The sequence below is a fragment of the Arthrobacter globiformis genome (assembly GCF_003261175.1).
GTDB classification, from domain to species: Bacteria; Actinomycetota; Actinomycetes; order Actinomycetales; family Micrococcaceae; genus Arthrobacter; species Arthrobacter globiformis_A.
On record NZ_QLNP01000007.1, the window covers coordinates 57,026 to 73,083 of the forward strand.

General features: G+C 67.7%; 13 protein-coding genes. 7 read left to right on the forward strand and 6 right to left on the reverse strand.

The features are described from left to right. The first annotated feature begins 36 nt into the window (after positions 1-36). Positions 37-1,029 (forward strand): Ppx/GppA phosphatase family protein, encoded by a 993-nt coding sequence (locus DBZ45_RS01045; protein WP_111902130.1) that lies wholly within the window; start codon positions 37-39, stop codon positions 1,027-1,029. A 474-nt stretch (positions 1,030-1,503) separates the two neighbouring features. Continuing rightward, positions 1,504-2,337: a pyrroline-5-carboxylate reductase gene (proC, locus tag DBZ45_RS01050; protein ID WP_111902131.1), complete on the forward strand. Its 834-nt coding sequence runs from the start codon at positions 1,504-1,506 to the stop codon at positions 2,335-2,337. A 68-nt stretch (positions 2,338-2,405) separates the two neighbouring features. Here proC and DBZ45_RS01055 read toward each other — a convergent pair whose 3' ends face one another. Both DBZ45_RS01055 and DBZ45_RS01060 read right to left on the reverse strand, forming a co-directional pair. Beyond that, the gene (locus DBZ45_RS01055; protein ID WP_190242957.1) at positions 2,406-3,044 is read right to left on the reverse strand and encodes a potassium channel family protein; all 639 of its coding nucleotides are present in this window, start codon (positions 3,042-3,044) and stop codon (positions 2,406-2,408) included. A gap of 40 nt (positions 3,045-3,084) precedes the next feature. Further along, positions 3,085-4,518 carry a TrkH family potassium uptake protein gene (locus tag DBZ45_RS01060; protein ID WP_111902132.1) on the reverse strand — a complete coding sequence of 478 codons (1,434 nt, stop codon included), beginning with the start codon at positions 4,516-4,518 and terminating at the stop codon, positions 3,085-3,087. Between the two features lie 105 nt (positions 4,519-4,623). On the opposite strand from DBZ45_RS01060, the gene DBZ45_RS01065 reads away from it, so the two are divergent. Both DBZ45_RS01065 and DBZ45_RS01070 read left to right on the forward strand, forming a co-directional pair. Then, positions 4,624-5,835, forward strand: coding sequence for an acetoin utilization protein AcuC (locus DBZ45_RS01065; protein ID WP_111902133.1), 1,212 nt, complete (start codon positions 4,624-4,626; stop codon positions 5,833-5,835). Positions 5,836-5,910: 75 nt separating this feature from the next. Continuing rightward, positions 5,911-6,591, forward strand: coding sequence for an ArsR/SmtB family transcription factor (locus DBZ45_RS01070; RefSeq protein ID WP_111902134.1), 681 nt, complete (start codon positions 5,911-5,913; stop codon positions 6,589-6,591). Between the two features lie 16 nt (positions 6,592-6,607). Here DBZ45_RS01070 and DBZ45_RS01075 read toward each other — a convergent pair whose 3' ends face one another. Next, a complete protein-coding gene (locus tag DBZ45_RS01075) occupies positions 6,608-7,948 on the reverse strand; it encodes an alpha-hydroxy acid oxidase (RefSeq protein WP_111902135.1) in 1,341 nt (446 codons plus the stop codon). 107 nt (positions 7,949-8,055) lie between these two features. On the opposite strand from DBZ45_RS01075, the gene DBZ45_RS01080 reads away from it, so the two are divergent. Continuing rightward, entirely contained in the window at positions 8,056-8,763 is a 708-nt protein-coding gene (locus DBZ45_RS01080; RefSeq protein ID WP_111902178.1) for a FadR/GntR family transcriptional regulator, read from the forward strand. Between the two features lie 90 nt (positions 8,764-8,853). Here the strand turns inward: DBZ45_RS01080 and DBZ45_RS01085 are convergent, their stop codons facing one another. Both DBZ45_RS01085 and DBZ45_RS01090 read right to left on the reverse strand, forming a co-directional pair. After that, positions 8,854-11,358, reverse strand: coding sequence for a beta-glucosidase family protein (locus tag DBZ45_RS01085; RefSeq protein ID WP_111902136.1), 2,505 nt, complete (start codon positions 11,356-11,358; stop codon positions 8,854-8,856). After that, positions 11,359-12,636: an MFS transporter gene (locus tag DBZ45_RS01090; protein WP_111902137.1), complete on the reverse strand. Its 1,278-nt coding sequence runs from the start codon at positions 12,634-12,636 to the stop codon at positions 11,359-11,361. It abuts the gene before it with no gap. 132 nt (positions 12,637-12,768) lie between these two features. Here DBZ45_RS01090 and DBZ45_RS01095 point away from each other — a divergent pair, with 132 nt between their 5' ends. Continuing rightward, entirely contained in the window at positions 12,769-13,359 is a 591-nt protein-coding gene (locus DBZ45_RS01095; RefSeq protein WP_111902138.1) for a TetR/AcrR family transcriptional regulator, read from the forward strand. Between the two features lie 46 nt (positions 13,360-13,405). On the opposite strand, the gene DBZ45_RS01100 is transcribed toward DBZ45_RS01095, so the two are convergent. Further along, positions 13,406-14,419 carry a LacI family DNA-binding transcriptional regulator gene (locus tag DBZ45_RS01100; protein ID WP_111902139.1) on the reverse strand — a complete coding sequence of 338 codons (1,014 nt, stop codon included), beginning with the start codon at positions 14,417-14,419 and terminating at the stop codon, positions 13,406-13,408. Positions 14,420-14,638: 219 nt separating this feature from the next. On the opposite strand from DBZ45_RS01100, the gene DBZ45_RS01105 reads away from it, so the two are divergent. Further along, a complete protein-coding gene (locus DBZ45_RS01105; protein WP_111902140.1) occupies positions 14,639-16,057 on the forward strand; it encodes a Gfo/Idh/MocA family protein in 1,419 nt (472 codons plus the stop codon). Position 16,058: the final 1 nt, after the last annotated feature.

Consider the following 16,058-nt stretch of genomic DNA (forward strand, 5'->3'; position numbering starts at 1 on the left):
TGCGTCCGCTGCGCCGGCGGGAGGAATAATGGCAGGATGCGGCTAGGCGTCCTCGATATCGGTTCCAACACTGTCCACCTCCTGTTGGTGGATGCCCACCCCGGCGCGCGGCCTGTGCCTTTCGCCTCGCACAAGCGCCCCCTCTCGCTGGTGCAGTACCTCGATGGGGACGGCAACATCACCGACGCCGGCCAGCATGAGCTCACGGAGTTCGTGCTCGAGGCCTGGGAGTTCGCGGCGCGGCACAAGGCCGACGACCTGCTGGCCTTCTGCACGTCAGCCATTCGCGAGGCCACCAACGGGCCCGCGGTGCTGGCGCGGGTGAAGCACGAAACGACGGTGACGCTGCAGGAACTCTCGGGCAGCGAGGAGGCGTCCATGACATTCTTCGCCGTCCGCCGCTGGTATGGCTGGGGCGCCGGAACGGTCCTGAACTTCGACATCGGCGGCGGTTCCTTCGAAATGGCATTGGGGCAGGACGAACTGCCGGAACTGGCAACCTCCGTTCCCCTCGGTGCGAGCCGGCTGACCCGGGATTGGCTGCACGAGGATCCGCCCTCCGCGAAGAGCGTCAAGGAACTGCGCCGCTACATCAGAGCCACCCTCAAACCGGTGGTGCGCAACTTCAACGAGGTGGGCAGGGCGAACGTCCTGGCCGGCACCTCGAAGACCTTCCGCTCGCTGGCGCGGATTGCCGGGGCTGCCCCGAGCGACGCCGGCCCCTATGTGAAGCGCGACCTCAACCGCACCGACCTCGGCATCTGGGCACAGCGGATCTCTGCCATGAAGACCGAAGACCGGCTGCACCTTCCGGGCGTATCCGAGGCGCGTGCCAACCAGCTGCTCGCCGGTGCGCTGGTGGCTGAAGCGGCCCTGGAGCTCTTTGAGTACAAGAAAATCAAGATCTGCCCCTGGGCGCTGCGCGAGGGCCTCATCCTCCGCCGGCTCGACCAGCTGGTCGTCGACGGCCCGCTGGAACCTGCACCGCACGTGGTTGTTCCGCAGGTTTCCGTGCTGCCAGCCATCTAGGGCTCGCGTTCCGCGTTCACTCGCCGGCGGGCCTTAAACGAGCAAGCGCCGGCCGGCTACGCAGAAGAAGCTGGGGGGAACACTTCTGCAACCGACCGGCGCCGCGCCAGTCCCGAAGGAACCGGCTCCATCACTCGCACCTGTGAGGCGTTTTCTACTCTAACGGGGGAGTATGGGTGTTCTGGGGGATTTACCTGAAAGCCGGCTGGGAATCCGACGGGCGCTGGGCGGGGGTTTAACGCGACGGGGTTAAAAGCAGAGACACCGACGGCCTGCTGCAGAAAAAATGGGCAAAACCACTGCAGACCGTCGGTGCCTGACAAGCATCCCCATGCTTGCTTCATCACTCGCACCCTCAATGAGGTACTACCTAAGTTAGGGGCCGAAGGTGTGTGAATGCTTCGACCAACATGTGAGCTTCCTGTGAATGGCCACCGGTCTGCATCCGGCGCGGTGAACTGCAATGATGGAGCAATGAGCAACCGAATCGCATTTCTTGGCTGTGGATCAATGAACGAGGCCATCCTGGGCGGCCTGCTGGAGAGCGGCACGGATCCCATGGAGATCGTGGCCACCGTACGGCGCGCGGAGCGGGCTGCCGAGCTGGCCGAACGGCACTCCGGCATCACGGCCATCGCCGGCAGTGAAGAACCCGACAACAACAAGCAGGCGGCAAAGGGTGCCGGCATCGTGATTCTCGGCGTGAAGCCCGTGGGCATCGCCGAACTGGCCCGTGAAGTCAGTGGCTCACTTTCCCCGGACACGATCGTCATCAGCGTTGCTGCCGCCGTTTCCATCGCCCAGCTCGAAGCTGCCCTGCCCCCGGGCCAGCCGGTGATCAGGACGATGCCCAACACTCCGGCGAAGCTTGGCCGCGGCGTGGTCTCGGTGTCTGCGGGCACCCACTGCTCGCCCGAGCAGCTCCAGCGGGCGAAAGACATACTCGGCGCGGTGGGAACCGTCGTCGAAATCCCGGAGGAGCAGGTGGACGCTCTCAGCGCGATCAGCGGTTCCGGCCCGGCTTATGCGTTCTACCTGGCCGAGGCCATGGCCGCCGCCGGCGTTGAACTGGGCCTTGACGAGGAGCTGGCGCTCCTGCTGGCCCGCGAAACCGTTGCGGGAGCTGGCCTCATGCTCGCGGAACCCGGCGCCGAACCCTCTGCTCTGCGCAAAGCCGTGACCAGCCCCAATGGCACCACCGAGCGCGCCATCGCCACGTTCGATGACCGCGGCATGCCAGCCATCATCGCCGCGGGCGCACGCGCCGCGGCCGACCGCGCCGCCGAAATCACCAAGCAGCTCGGCTAGTCCCCACCCGCACCCTTACCTCGCAAGCTCGGCCAGGGAACCCTGCGGGCGTGGGCCCATCGCCGCCGCTACGGCCGGGCGGCGAACCGCTCCAGCAGGTCCACGTGGCCGGACACGATCAGCATGTCGCGGGCGGACACCTTGGTCTCAGGCCGGGCGTAGGTGAAGTCTTCGCCCGGGGACTTCACGCCCACGATGGTCACGCCGTACTTGGACCGGACCTTGGACTCGTCCAGGGTGAAACCGACCGTTTCACGCGGGGGATACATCTTCACGATCGCGAAGTCGTCGTCGAACTCGATAAAGTCCAGCATGCGCCCGGAGACCAGGTGCGCGGCGCGGACGCCGGCGTCGGCCTCGGGGTAGATAACGTGGTTGGCGCCGATGCGGGTAAGGATCTTGCCGTGGGAGGGCGTGATCGCCTTGACCCACAGGTGCTCGATGCCGAGGTCCACCAGGTTCACGGTGATGAGCACCGAGGACTCGATGGACGTCCCCACACCCACCACGGCCGAGCTGAACTCCTGTGCGCCCAGCTGGCGCAGCGCGTCGATGTTGGTGGCGTCCGCCTCCACCACATGGGTCAGAACGGGTGACCATTTCTGGACCAGGGACCTGTCGCGTTCGATGGCCAGCACCTCACGGCCCTGCTTGACCAGCTGCTCGGCCGTGGAGGAACCGAAGCGGCCCAGCCCGATCACCAGCACCGGCGCGTTGTGGGCGGGGCGGTTGGGAGCGCCTGACGAATTAGCCAATGATTGGCCTCTCTTCCGGGTAGTGGTACAGCTGGCTGCGCTGGCGCAGGGCCAGGGCAGCGGCAAGCGTGACGGTGCCGACGCGGCCTGCGAACATCAGGGCCGACAGCACATACACGCCCTCCGGCGGCAGCTCGGCGCTGAGGTTTGTACTGAGGCCGACTGTGGCGAAGGCTGAAATCGTTTCGAACAGCACCCGGTCCAGGGATGCGCCGCTGATGTGCAGGAGTAGGAAGGCGGACGCGGACACCAGCGTTGCGCCGGCCACGATCACGGAGATGGCCACGCGCATGGTGCCCTCCGGGATGGTGCGGCCGTAGACCTTGACGTCGGCGTCGCCGCGGGCTTCGGCGATGATGGCCAGGAACATGACGGCGATGGTGGTGACCTTGATGCCGCCGGCCGTTGAAGCGGAGCCGCCACCGGCAAACATGAGGGCGTCGGTGAGCAGCATGGTGGTGGATTCCATCTGGTTCTGGTCCACCAGGTTGAAGCCGCCGGAGCGCGTCATGACGGAGGCGAAGAGCGAGTGCGTGATCTTGTCGCCGAGGCCCATGCCGCCGATGGTCCGGGCGTTGTCCCATTCCATGAGCGCCCACAGCACGGTTCCGGCCGCGAGCAGGATGAACGAGACCTGGATGGTGAGCTTCGTGTGGAGGTTCCACTTTTTCCAGTTCAGCCCGTTTTGCTGCAGCACCATGACGACGGGGAAGCCGAGGCTGCCGAGGAACACTCCAAGCATGAGCGGGATGAGGATCCAGAGGTCTGTTTCGTAGGGGACGATGCCATCCGAATGCGGGGTGAATCCGGCGTTATTGAAGGACGAGATCGAGTAGAAGACGCCGTGCCAGACGGACTGCCAGAAAGGCTCGCCGAGGACCATGAAGCGCGGGATCAGGGCGATCGCGAGGACGGCCTCGATGACCACTGAGGTGGTGATGACGATCCGCAGCAGCGTACCCACCTCACCCAGCCGGCCCGCGTTGTTCATGGCCTCCTGGGCGATGAGCTTGCCCCTGACCCCCAGCTTCTTGCTCACCATGAGGGCCAGCAGCGAGGCCAACGTCAGCGTGCCGAGGCCGCCGACGAAAATGCCGACCAGGATGATCAGCTGGCCGAAGAAGGACCAGTGCACGGCGGTGGACACCACGGTCAGGCCCGTGACACAGACGGCCGAGACGGCGGTGAAGAGGGACTGGTGGAGCGGCGTGAAGTCACCGGTTGCCGAGGAGGCCGGCAGGGACAGGAGAGCGGTGAAGAGGACGATAACCACCACGAAGGCGCTCAGGGCAAGACGGGCCGGCGATGTGTTGGCAATGTCATCGATAAAGTCACGGATGCCCGTGAATATCCACAGGCCCTCACGCTCCGGCGGTGCGAGCTGCCAGCTGGCCGGGCTCTTGGACCTCGACTGGCTTTGGGTCATGTGCGGCTGTTCCTCGATTGACTCTGCTTCCTCCAGTAGTAAACCACTAAACACCGCGCCGTGGCCGGGCTTGGGAACAGACGGGGCTCCGGTAGCCTGTGAGTGATGACACTCCACCCCGGACTCAGCCTCCCTGCATTGCCGACGACGGTGGTGTGGGACGCCGCCATGACGGCCTACAACTTCGGCCCGGGCCACCCCATGGCGCCGGAGCGCCTGGACCTGACCGCCCGGCTGGCAGGCAGCCTGGGCCTGCTGGATCTTGGGCACGTCACCCTGGCTGCCCCGGACGTGGCCGACGACGGCGAGCTCACCACGGTGCACAGCCCCGACTTCGTGGCCGCGGTGCGCCGGGCCAGCGACAACCCCGCCGCCGCGGACGAGTCCTACGGGCTGGGCACCGAGGACGATCCCGCGTTCGCCGGGATGCACGAGGCCGCGGCACGCCTGGCAGGCGGCTCCCTCCTCGCGGCGAGCTCGATCCTGGACGGATCGGCGGTCCGGGCCGTGAACTTCGGCGGCGGCCTCCACCACGCATCCCGGGACCGGGCCAGCGGCTTCTGCGTCTACAACGATGCTGCCCTGGCGGTCCGGAAACTGCTCGACGGCGGCGTGCAGCGGGTGGCATATATCGACGTCGATGCCCACCACGGGGACGGGACGCAGAGCATCTTCTGGGACGACTCCCGCGTCCTCACCATCTCGCTGCACGAAACCGGCATGTCCCTGTTTCCCGGCACCGGCTTCGCCAACGAGATTGGCGGCCCCGAGGCCCTGGGCAGCGCGGTGAACGTGGCACTGCCTGCGGGAACGGGGGACGCCGGCTGGCTGCGGGCTTTCCACGCCGTGGTCCCGCAGCTGGTGGGCGCGTTCGCGCCCGAGGTCATCGTCAGCCAGCACGGCTGCGACTCGCACCGGCTTGATCCCCTGACCCATTTGAACGTGAGTGTGGACGGTCAGCGCGAGGCCGCTACCGCCGTCGCGAGCCTCGCCGCCCGGTACTGCGGAAACCGCTGGATCGCCACCGGCGGCGGCGGATACCACATCACGGGCGTGGTGCCGCGGACGTGGAGCCACCTGATCGGCATCGCGGCGAACCGTCCGGTGCCGTTGCGGACCCCCGTGCCGGAGGCGTGGCGGAAGTACGTGCAGGAGCGCTACGGCGTTGACACGCCGGAGAGCATGGGCGACGACGCCGACGTCTGGTGGCGGTCGTGGGAGGTGGGTTTCGATCCCAACGACGACATCGACCGGACCGTGATGGCCACCCGCAAGGAAGTCTTCCCGCTTTATGGCCTGGACCCCTGGTTCGACTAGTTCCGTTTCTTCACGGGCCGGCCACGGGCGAAATAGTAGATGCCATTTGGCGTATATGTCGCTAGGGTGGGTCTCATGGTGACAGACGACGTATTTGCCGTCATTGCGGAGGCAACGCGGCGCGACATTCTCGTGTCCCTCCAGGCGGGGGACAAAGCAGTGGGGGAGCTGGTCGAGGAGCTCGCCGCCAGCCAGCCCACCATCTCCAAACACCTCAAGGTGCTGCGTGAAGCCGACCTGGTGAGCATGCGTGCGCAGGGCCAGAAGCGCTACTACGCGCTCAACCGGAAACCGCTGGCGGGCGTGGCCAGTTGGCTGGAGACGTTCGACGTCGGACGTGCGGCTTCCGCCGCAGCGTCACCGGACGCCGCCCCTCAGGAGGCCGCGGAAGCCCAGGCCGCTGCTGCCCGTGCCGCCGCCCCAGCCGGAACATCGACCGGAAGCCCGGTGCCTGCCGCGGCCAACCCTGCCGCGGTCAGCCCTGCCGCGGAAGTCCCGGACGCCTTCGCTGCAGCCGCCGCGGCACATGCCGGCAGCACGGCGGACGACGCGACCCACGCACCCGGGCGGCCGGCGAGCGGCCAGCTGAGTCCCGCCGTCGTGGTTCCCGGCGGACAGGTGCCAAGCGGTCAGATCCCGGGCAGCGCCGGCCAGGACGACACCGTCCCGCAGCAGATCGGCCGCACCGTGGGCCGCGCCGCGACGAAGGCCGCCGACCTGCTGGCCAACCTGCCCAAGTTCGGCCGCAAAAAGTAACTGCGGCGGGAGCAGGCTACTTGCCGAGGATCCGCACGTGGTCCGGGGTCAGCTCGGAAATGCTGCTGACGCCGAGGAGCGCCATGGTGCGGGCCATGTCCTTTTCGAGAATCTGCAGGACGCGGTCGACGCCGGCCCGGCCGCCGGCCATGAGCCCGTAGAGGTAGGCGCGGCCGATGAGCGTGAAGTCGGCCCCGAGGGCCAGCGCGGCGATGATGTCCGCGCCGCTCATGATGCCCGTGTCCAGCATGATCGCGGCGTTGCTGTTGTCCGCCTTGAGCGCCTGGGAAACTTCCGGAAGCAGGTGGAAGGGGATGGGTGCGCGGTCCAGTTGGCGGCCGCCATGGTTGGACAGCACGATGCCGTCGGCGCCGTGGTCCACCACCTTGCGGGCGTCGTCCACGGTCTGGATGCCCTTGACCACGAGCTTGCCCTTCCAGGTTTCGCGCAGCCAGTCCAGGTCCTCGAAGGTGAGGGTGGGGTCGAACATCGAGTTGATGAGGTCGGCCACCGTGCCCGTGTACCGCGAAAGCGACGCGAAGGTGAGCGGCTCGTGGGTGAGGAAATTGAACCACCAGGCCGGCCGGTAGGACGCGTCCAGGACCGTCTTCAGGGTCAGGGCCGGCGGGATGGTCATGCCGTTGCGGACGTCTCGGAGGCGTGCCCCGGCGACGGCGGTGTCCACCGTGACCATCAGGGTATCGTTCCCGGCCTTGGCTGCCCGCTCAATCAGTTCGAGGGAGCGGTCCCGGTCCGTCCAGAGGTACAGCTGGAACCAGTTCCGGCCGTTGGGTGCTGCCGCGGCCACGTCCTCGATCGAGGCGGTGCCCATGGTGGAGAGCGTGTAGGGGATGCCGGCGGCTTCGGCGGCTTGCGAGCCGGCATATTCACCCTCGGACTGCATCATCCGGGTGAAGCCGGTGGGCGCGATGCCCACGGGCAGACGGGAGGACTTGCCCAGAATGTCGGTGCTCAGGTCGATGCTGGACACATTACGCAGGATGCCCGGGCGGAACTCGATGTCCAGGAACGCCTCACGGGCACGTCGCAGGGTGATCTCTTCCTCCGCGGCGCCGTCGGTGTAGTCAAACGGGGCCTGCGGGGTGCGCCGCTTGGCGATGTCGCGCAGTTCCCAGACGGTGCTGGCGCGCTTGAGCCGCGCTTCCTTGCTGAACTCGGGCTTCTTAAACTGCATCAGCGGGGCGAGGTCCGAGTACTTCGGGATGCGGCGCTTCAGGGCGGCCGGAACTTCTGCGGCCGCCGCGGCGACGCCCGTGGCGGGCCGCGTGGCCGGAATGTCCGTCGCATCCGGGGCGGGGGTGGCCTCGGGGTTGCTCGGCTGGATGGTGTGGGTCATGGCTTTCCTCCGTGGGCAGGCCGGGAGATGCTGAACAGGAGTCTCCCCGCTGTGGTCTAACCACACTCTAAAGCATGTGGTCCAACCACATCAAGTACCATGGGCTCATGCGCACGCACCAACTTGTCCTGCGGTGGATCGAGGACCAGCTCTCCGGCGGCCAGCTCGCCGTCGGCGGCCGCCTTCCGGCCGAACGGACATTGGCTGAACAGCTCGGCGTCTCCCGGACCTCCGTCCGCGAGGCCATCCGGGTCCTCGAGGCCCTGGGCGTGGTCCGGGCCGGCGTGGGTTCCGGCCCCGAAGCCGGAACGGTGGTGATCTCGGATCCGACGGCGGCACTGGGCTCCGCGCTGCGGCTTCACGTCGCCACGCAGCACCTGCCGGTGGAGGACGTGGTGGAGACCCGCGTGCTGCTCGAGTCCTGGGCGGCCGCCCGGGCCCTGCCGGACGCCCCCGGACTCGACCTCGCCGGGGCCCTGCTGGACGACATGGACGAGGGACACGCCGTCGACGACTTCCTTGCCCTGGATGTCCGCTTCCATCTGGCACTCGCCGACGCCGCAGGCAATGCCGTGGTCAGCGCCATGATGGGGTCGCTGCGGGAGGCCATCCAGGGCTACGCGGGGCAGTTGACCGCGAACCTGCCGGACTGGGACGCCACCGCCTCGCGGCTCCGGGCCGAGCACCGTGAGATCCTCGCGGCCATCCGGAAGGACGACGGCGGCCGGGCGGCGGAGCTTGTTGCCGCCCACATCCGGGGGTACTACAAAGAAGCCGGGCTGGGCCCGAAGGATTCGGACCCGGCCCGGCCGTAGCCGACGTGCGGGCGAGTTTTTGTCCAGATAATGGCCCCAAAGGGGGGGCAACTCGCGATACCTGGACAAGAACTCCAAAGCGCAGTGGGGTTAGCGGACCTCGACCTCCATCGCTTGGAAGTCGTCCGCCGCGTGCCGCCCCACCAGCAGACGGAACGAGCCGCGCTCAACCTGCCAGCCGCCGTCGTAATGGCCAAACGCGCGGGCCGGGATCCGCACCTCAACGGTGTCCGTGCCGCCTGCCGCCAGGTGGGTCCCGGCGTACCCGGCCAGCCAGCGGACCGGCCGCTCCACCGCCGAATCCTCACGGGACAGGTAGACCTGGACCACTTCGCGGCCGGTGCGCGTGCCGGTGTTCCGGACGGGGACGTGCAGCACGAGGTCCTGGCCGGCCGGAACGGACTGCGGTGCGTGCGCGGTGCCGAGTTCGAACGTCGTGTAGCCGAGGCCGAAACCGAACGGCAGCAGCGGAGCGGCACCGCCAGCGGCCTGCTGCTTGAGCCAGGCGCGGTAGCCCACGTGGATGCCCTCGGTGTAGACCACCTTGCCGTCAACGGGCGTGGTGTTTAGCACGGGTACGTCCTCGAGCGCGGCCGGCCAGGTGGTGGGCAGCCGGCCCCCGGGCTCCTCCTTGCCGAGCAGGATGTCCGCCACCGCGGTGCCGAACTCCTGCCCGCCGAACCAGCCCAGCAGCACCGAACTGACCCTGTCCAGCCACGGCATCAGCACCGGAGAACCGGAGTTGACCACCACGACGGTGCGCGGGTTGACCGCGGCCACGGCCTCAACAAGCTCGTTCTGGTGGCCGGGCAGGTCCAGGTCCTTGCGGTCGAAACCCTCGGATTCGATGGCGGCGTTGGTGCCCACCACGACGACCGCGACATCCGCCGTCCGTGCCGCTTCGACGGCCGCCCGGATCTCGGCCTGCGGGTCGGCGACGGTGGCCTCCTCGCCGAGCAGGATGGCCGTCAGCGGAATCTCCTGCTGCGGCGGCAGCTGGTACAGCGCGTCGATGGCGAACCGCTGGCCGGCGGCGGCCTCGAAGGCGTGGATGGTCTGGGGCGGATCGAACAGGGCGGCGCCCAGGACATCGGTGCCGTCCTCCAGTTCACCCTTGAAGACCTCGATGCCGCCGATGGAGACGGCGATGTGGCCCACCGTTCCCACGCCGAGGTGGCGGACGCCGGCGGATTCCGCTGTCCATTCGGTCTGCATGCGGATGGCCGCCGTTCCCTCCGGAATGCCGACGCCGAACCAAATCAGGTGCGAGGCCAGCCGGTCCTCGCCCGAAATCTCCGTACCGTCGGCGGCCAGGAAGGTGACGCGCATGCCGGGCACCCCGCTGACCGGGTTGTGCAGGGCGTTGCGGGCGAACGGCTGCAGCCCCTCCGCCACCTTGGCGCCGCGGGCGTAGGTGACGGTGACGTCGTCAGGCAGTGCCTTGCGCAGGCCCTCCAGCGGCGAGACGTTGTACTTGGGCATGACCGTGGCGCTTCCGCCGCCCTGCGTGCGGGCCTCCTCGGCGTTGTGCCCGATGACGGCAACGCTGCCCAACGTGCCGGCGTCGAGCGGCAGCAGGCCGCCCTCGTTGCGGACCAGCACCGCGCCGCGGACCGCCACTTCTCGGGCCACCTGTGCGCCGTCGAGCTCTGCGGGGTAGGCGGTGACCGGCTCGAAGCCTTCGAGCGAGCCGACCCTGGCGGCAAGGCGCAGGATACGGGTGACCTTTTCCAGGATCGCGTCCCGGCTGACGCGGCCGTCCTCGACGGCGGCGAGCAGCTTGACGCCCCAGTGGCCCACCGGCCCCGGCATTTCCAGGTCCTGGTGGGCGTTTGCGGCATCCACCGAACGGACGCCGGTCCAGTCCGAGACCACGACGCCGTCGAAGCCCCACTCACTGGACAAAGGGGTTTCGAGGAGCTTGTTCTCGCTGGCCGTGGTGCCGTTGATGGAGTTGTAGGAGCTCATGACCAGCCAGGCGCGGGCCTCGGTGATGGCGTCCTCGAAAGCGGCCAGGTAGAGCTCCCGCAGGGGCCGTTCATCCACCACGGAATCGGAGGTGAAGCGCTCCGTCTCGGCCTCATTGGCCAGGTAGTGCTTGGGGGTGGCGCCCACGCCCATGGACTGCACGCCGGAAACGTAGCCGGCGGCCAGGGTTGCGGTGAGGCGCGGATCCTCGCTCATGCATTCGAAATGGCGGCCGCCCAGCGGGGAACGGTGCAGGTTGATGGTGGGGCCGAGGACTGCGTGGACACCCTTGCGGCGCGCCTCCTGGCCGAGGACCTGGCCGTAGCGGCGGGCGATGTCCACACTCCACGTGGCGGACAGGGCGGACGACGACGGCAGGGAGACTGAGTCGTGCCGCTCGTCGAAGTCTTCGCCGCGGACGCCGGCGGGGCCGTCGGACAGCACGATCCGGCTCAGGCCAATTTCCGGCAAGGCGTGCGTGGCCCAGACGTCGGCGCCCGTCAACAGCGTGACCTGCTGTTCCAGGCTCAGGCTCCCGGCCAGTTCGCGCAGGCGCGCCTCGGCTTCCGCCGGCAGTTCCGCGTTCGCGGCGCGGAAGGTCTTCTGTGCGGACAGTGTGGGGTTCATTTACTTGACTCCTTTGATGCGGGTGACGAGGACGGCGCCGATGATGCCGACGGCGGCCCCGCCGAGGAAGAGGGCAGGGTAGCCGCCGAGGGCGATGACCGGGAAGGCGACTGCCGGAACGATGGACTGGGGGAGCGCCTGGGCAATGTTGAAGACACCGAAGGTCTTGGCATTTTCGGTCTGGTCGGTGGGCAGCAGGTCGGCGATGAGGGCCACGTCGACGGCGCCGAAACAGCCCAGGCCCAGGCCCACGATCGCCTGGCCCACGAGGACCTGGTCCGTGCCGGGGCTCATGGCGATGACGATGAGGCCGGCCATGATGATGAGGCTGGAGGCGATGACAAGGGTCTTGCGCTTGCCGATCCGGTCACTGATCAAGCCGCCCGCAATGCTGGTGACGACTGTTCCGGCGGAGCTGACCAGGGTGGCCTGGAAGACCAGGGAGGCGATGTTTTCCTCTGCCACGTGGAGCTGGTCCGCGAAGAAGTACGGCAGGTAGAGCAGGCCGGCGCAGTAGCCCACGTAGACCATGAACTTGGTCAGCCAGGCCCAGCCGAGGCCGGGGTGAAGGCGCGGGTCGAAGTAGAAGGACCCCACGATCTCCTTCAGGTTCAGGGGCGCCGGCCGTTCAGTGAGCACACGGTCCTTGAACGTGAACGCGAAGCCGATGGCCAGCGCGGTGCCCACGATGCCGGGAACCACCGCCATCTGGAAGGCGTTGTCGAAGAGCTGCGCAAAGTAGGCCGCGGCCACCAGGCCGATCGGCAGGGTCATGCCGATGAGCCCGGAGAGGCGGCCGCGCTCGGCGGGGGCGGCCTGGTCCGGAAGGGTCGCAACGAGGGCGGCCAGCGCGGCGTTGAATCCCAGCTGCGCCACCACCCAGGCACCCAGGACGCCGGCTACATCGCCGGCGAGGCCCAGGAAGAACAGTGCGCCGAGTCCGATCAGTGAGCCGCCAACAATCCACGGCTTGCGCATGCCGAACCGGGAAGTGGTGCGGTCGCTCAGGCGTCCGAAGAACGGGTTTGCCAGCAGGGCGATGACGGCCCCGACGCCGGCCACCAGGCTCAGGGCCCCTGCCCTGGTTTCGGGGGTGGTGATCTCGGAGATCTTGATGGCGAGGACGACGAGGGCCGGTGCGAGCAGGGCCATCCAGAGGCCGGCGCTGGCGATGGGCATGCCGATGACGTAGGCCCTCGGTGCCTTGACGGACGGTCCTGCGGTTGATGACAGCGCGGGTGATGCCGCGGTCTCTTCGGATAGGGATTCGATGGCCACATTGCCTCCTGACGAAAAGTGACCCACCGTTGGGCCTCTGAGAAAGCGTAGCGCCAAAAACCTAGTGTGACTAGGTTTTGCTGGATATTGACTTGTCGCCCGTGAACGGGGGCCGTGAAATAAACTGTCGAAATGTCTCCCTCCAAGCCCCGCGGGCAGTACGCCAAAGGCGCCGAACGCCGCGAGCAGATCATCCAGACCGCCACCGATGTCTTTGCCACCGAAGGCTTTGAGGGTACGGCCCTCAAGCGCGTTGCCGAGCTCGTGGGGGTCAAGGAAGCAACGCTCTTCCACTACTTCAGCGGCAAGCAGGAGCTGCTGACGGCGGTGCTGGCCGAGCGGGACCGCCGCAGCAGGGACCTTGGGGGATTGGCCGAGTTTGGCCTGCCCATTCTGGCGTCCGTGGCGGAACGGAACGAGAAGGAGCCCGGGCTGACCACGCTCTACGCCGTGGCATCGGCCACGGCCAATGATCCCGGGCACGCTTCGCACGGCTACTTCCAGGACAGGTACTCCCAGCTGGTGGAGGAGCTGGCGCTCGACATTGGCCGGCGCCAGGAGGTGGGGGAAGTGCGGTCTGATGTTACGGCGGAGTCCCTCGCCAGGCTGGTCATCGCCGCCTTCGACGGCCTCCAGCTGCAGTGGCTGTACGACAAGAAAGTGGACATGGCCGGCGGCCTGACGGAGCTCGTCGACGTGCTCCTGGTCCCGGCCAAGCCGTAACCGTCGGCAGACCGAAACCCGCGGACAAACCTCCAGACCCAGGAGGTTACTTTGCCAAGGGGCCGGTGCTTCCTCGGATCTCCAGCCGCGGTTGGAAGGTGGACTCCTCCTCGGGTGCCTCGGCGTTGCGGATCAGGGCCCGCAGGCTGTGCCAGGCGTGTTCGCCGAGCTCCGTGATCGGCACCGCGGCGGTGGTGAGCGGCGGGGTGGTGTACCGGGCGAAAGGGATGTCGTCGAAGCCGGTGATGGAGATATCCTCGGGAACGCGTACGCCGCGCTCGTGCAGTCCACTCAGGAGTCCCATGGCCACGAGGTCGTTGAACGCGAGGACACCGGTGGCCCCGCTGGCCAGCACCTCGTCCACCGCTTCGTGGCCGGTTTCGAAGCTGGAGCCGCCCTCGAGCATCCGGAGTTCGACGCCGGGATGTGCGGCCCGGAACTTGTCCAGCCCTGCCATGCGTGCCCGGTTGGAGGCGCTTCGGGCGGGGCCGGCCAGGAAGGCGATGCTGGTATGCCCCAGGTCCACCAGATGTTCCGCGAGCTCCTGCACGCCCTGGCTGTAGTCCACCTCAAGGCTTGGCACGCGGGATTCCGTGGTGCTGCGGTTGATCAGAACCATGGGGTGCAGTGACGGCGCCAGCTCCTCGAGTTCGGCGTCGCCCATGCGCGGCGCGCACAGTACGAGCCCGTCGCAGCGCCGCCGAGCTTCCCCGGCCAGAATCGCCTCCTCGCTGGAGACTTCCGAGGAGTCGGCGATGAGCACGCGGTATCCGTCCTGGGCCGCGGCCATGCTCAGCCCGCGCAGGATGGCCTGGAACGTGGGGTTGGCGAGGTCTGGCACCACGATGCCGATGGTGTCGGTCTTCCCCAGGGCAAGGCTGCGGCCCACGGGATTCGGCTGGTAGTTCAGTTCCGCCGCGGCATCCCGCACGCGCTGGGCAATGGCGGGATCCACCGTGAAGTTGCCGTTCATCACACGGGAAACGGTGGCGTGCGAGACGCCGGCCTTCAGTGCGACGTCCGCGATGCCGATACGCCCGCTGCCGGTTCTCCTGCCCATGTGTTTCCTTCCTATCCTCCGCCGTCAGTCCGCTGCCACGGAACGCTAACACGGTCCGCTGCTGCTGCGCGCCCGGCTTTTTGAAAGATGGTTGACGCGCTGGCCGGTGTCTTGATACAAAGCTTATAACGTTTCGAGAAAACGCTTTCTCAGGATTCTTCCTTCATGTGGGCAGGGCGTCAAGCCGCCCGCCTACCGCCTTTGGAAAGGGGCCCACCCATGGTCAATGTCGACACCGCCCGGCAGCCGCAGCCTGAAACGAAATCACCGGTAACGCGGTCCCGCATTGCCCTGATCGGCACCGGCGGCCGCTCGGAAATGTACATCCGCGCCATCCTCGGCCAGCACGCCGATGTGGCCGAGCTGGTGGCCCTCTCGGACGCCAATCCCGGCCGCGTGGAGTACTACCAGCGGCTCATCCAAGAACTCGGCGGGGAGGGTGCAGCGGACTCGTTCGAGCCCGGAAACCTGACGGAATACGTCAGGGCCCAGGCGATCGACCGCGTCATCGTCACCACCCCCGACTACACCCACGCCGACTACATCGTCGAGGCGCTGGAGGCGGGGGCCGACGTGGTCGTCGAAAAGCCGCTGACCATCGACGCGGAGGGCTGCCGCCGCATCACCTCGGCGGCGGCGGCCACTGGCCGCAACGTGGTGGTCACCTTCAACTACCGCTACTCGCCGCGGAACAGCGCGCTGAAGCAGGTCATCCAGGACGGCGTGATCGGCAAGGTCACGTCCGTCGACTTCAGCTGGGTCCTGGACACGGTCCACGGCGCCGACTACTTCCGCCGCTGGCACCGCGACAAGCAGAACTCCGGCGGGCTTCTCATCCACAAGGCCTCCCACCACTTCGACCTGGTCAACTGGTGGATCGACGACGTGCCCGAGCGGGTCTACGCCTCGGGCGGGCTACGGTTCTACGGCGCCAAAAATGCCGCGGAGCGTGGCCTCGGCGCCCGGCCCGAGCGCGGCACCACAGATGAAGGCCCCGTGGAGGACGGCTCCCAGGGCAGGGATCCCTTCGCCTTGGACCTCCGCGAGGACGAGCGGCTGCGCGAGCTGTACTACGACAACGAGAAGTTTGACGGCTACCGCCGGGACCAGGACGTCTTCACCGGGGGAATCACCATTGAGGACAACCTGGCGTTGACGGTGGACTACGACGGCGGGCCCACGCTCAGCTACTCCCTGAACGCACACAGCCCCTGGGAGGGCTACCGGGTTGCCGTCAACGGCACTGAGGGCAGGGCTGAGCTGGAGGTGGTGGAGCGTGCCGCCGTCGTCCACAGCACCGACAAGAAGACGGTGGTGGACCCCTCCGCCACGCCCGTGGAGGAGGACGACGCCGTACGCCGCAACGGTGAGCGCCTCGTGGTCCAGCGCCACTGGGAGCCCGCCTATGAAGTGCCCATCGTCAATGGCGAGGGCGGCCACGGCGGCGGCGACAACCTCCTGCTTTCCGACCTTTTCAACGGCCCGCGCGAGGATCCGCTGGGACGCCCGTCCGGATACCTCGACGGCGTGCGCTCAGTAGCCGTCGGCGTCGCGGGCAACGCGTCGCTGGAAACCGAGCTCCCCGTCCTTATCAGCGAACTCGGCCTGGGCGTGGAACTGCGCCGCGGCCGGGCCTGAA

Bases quoted from the DNA above. Each gene is read 5' to 3' on its own strand.
- DBZ45_RS01065 (WP_111902133.1), top strand. From the start codon at position 4,624: ATGACACTCCACCCCGGACTCAGCCTCCCTGCATTGCCGACGACGGTG.
- DBZ45_RS01045 (WP_111902130.1), top strand. From the start codon at position 37: ATGCGGCTAGGCGTCCTCGATATCGGTTCCAACACTGTCCACCTCCTG.
- DBZ45_RS01105 (WP_111902140.1), top strand. From the start codon at position 14,639: ATGGTCAATGTCGACACCGCCCGGCAGCCGCAGCCTGAAACGAAATCA.
- DBZ45_RS01085 (WP_111902136.1), bottom strand. From the start codon at position 11,358: ATGAACCCCACACTGTCCGCACAGAAGACCTTCCGCGCCGCGAACGCG.
- DBZ45_RS01100 (WP_111902139.1), bottom strand. From the start codon at position 14,419: ATGGGCAGGAGAACCGGCAGCGGGCGTATCGGCATCGCGGACGTCGCA.
- DBZ45_RS01075 (WP_111902135.1), bottom strand. From the start codon at position 7,948: ATGACCCACACCATCCAGCCGAGCAACCCCGAGGCCACCCCCGCCCCG.
- proC (WP_111902131.1), top strand. From the start codon at position 1,504: ATGAGCAACCGAATCGCATTTCTTGGCTGTGGATCAATGAACGAGGCC.
- DBZ45_RS01060 (WP_111902132.1), bottom strand. From the start codon at position 4,518: ATGACCCAAAGCCAGTCGAGGTCCAAGAGCCCGGCCAGCTGGCAGCTC.
- DBZ45_RS01070 (WP_111902134.1), top strand. From the start codon at position 5,911: ATGGTGACAGACGACGTATTTGCCGTCATTGCGGAGGCAACGCGGCGC.
- DBZ45_RS01080 (WP_111902178.1), top strand. From the start codon at position 8,056: ATGCGCACGCACCAACTTGTCCTGCGGTGGATCGAGGACCAGCTCTCC.
- DBZ45_RS01095 (WP_111902138.1), top strand. From the start codon at position 12,769: ATGTCTCCCTCCAAGCCCCGCGGGCAGTACGCCAAAGGCGCCGAACGC.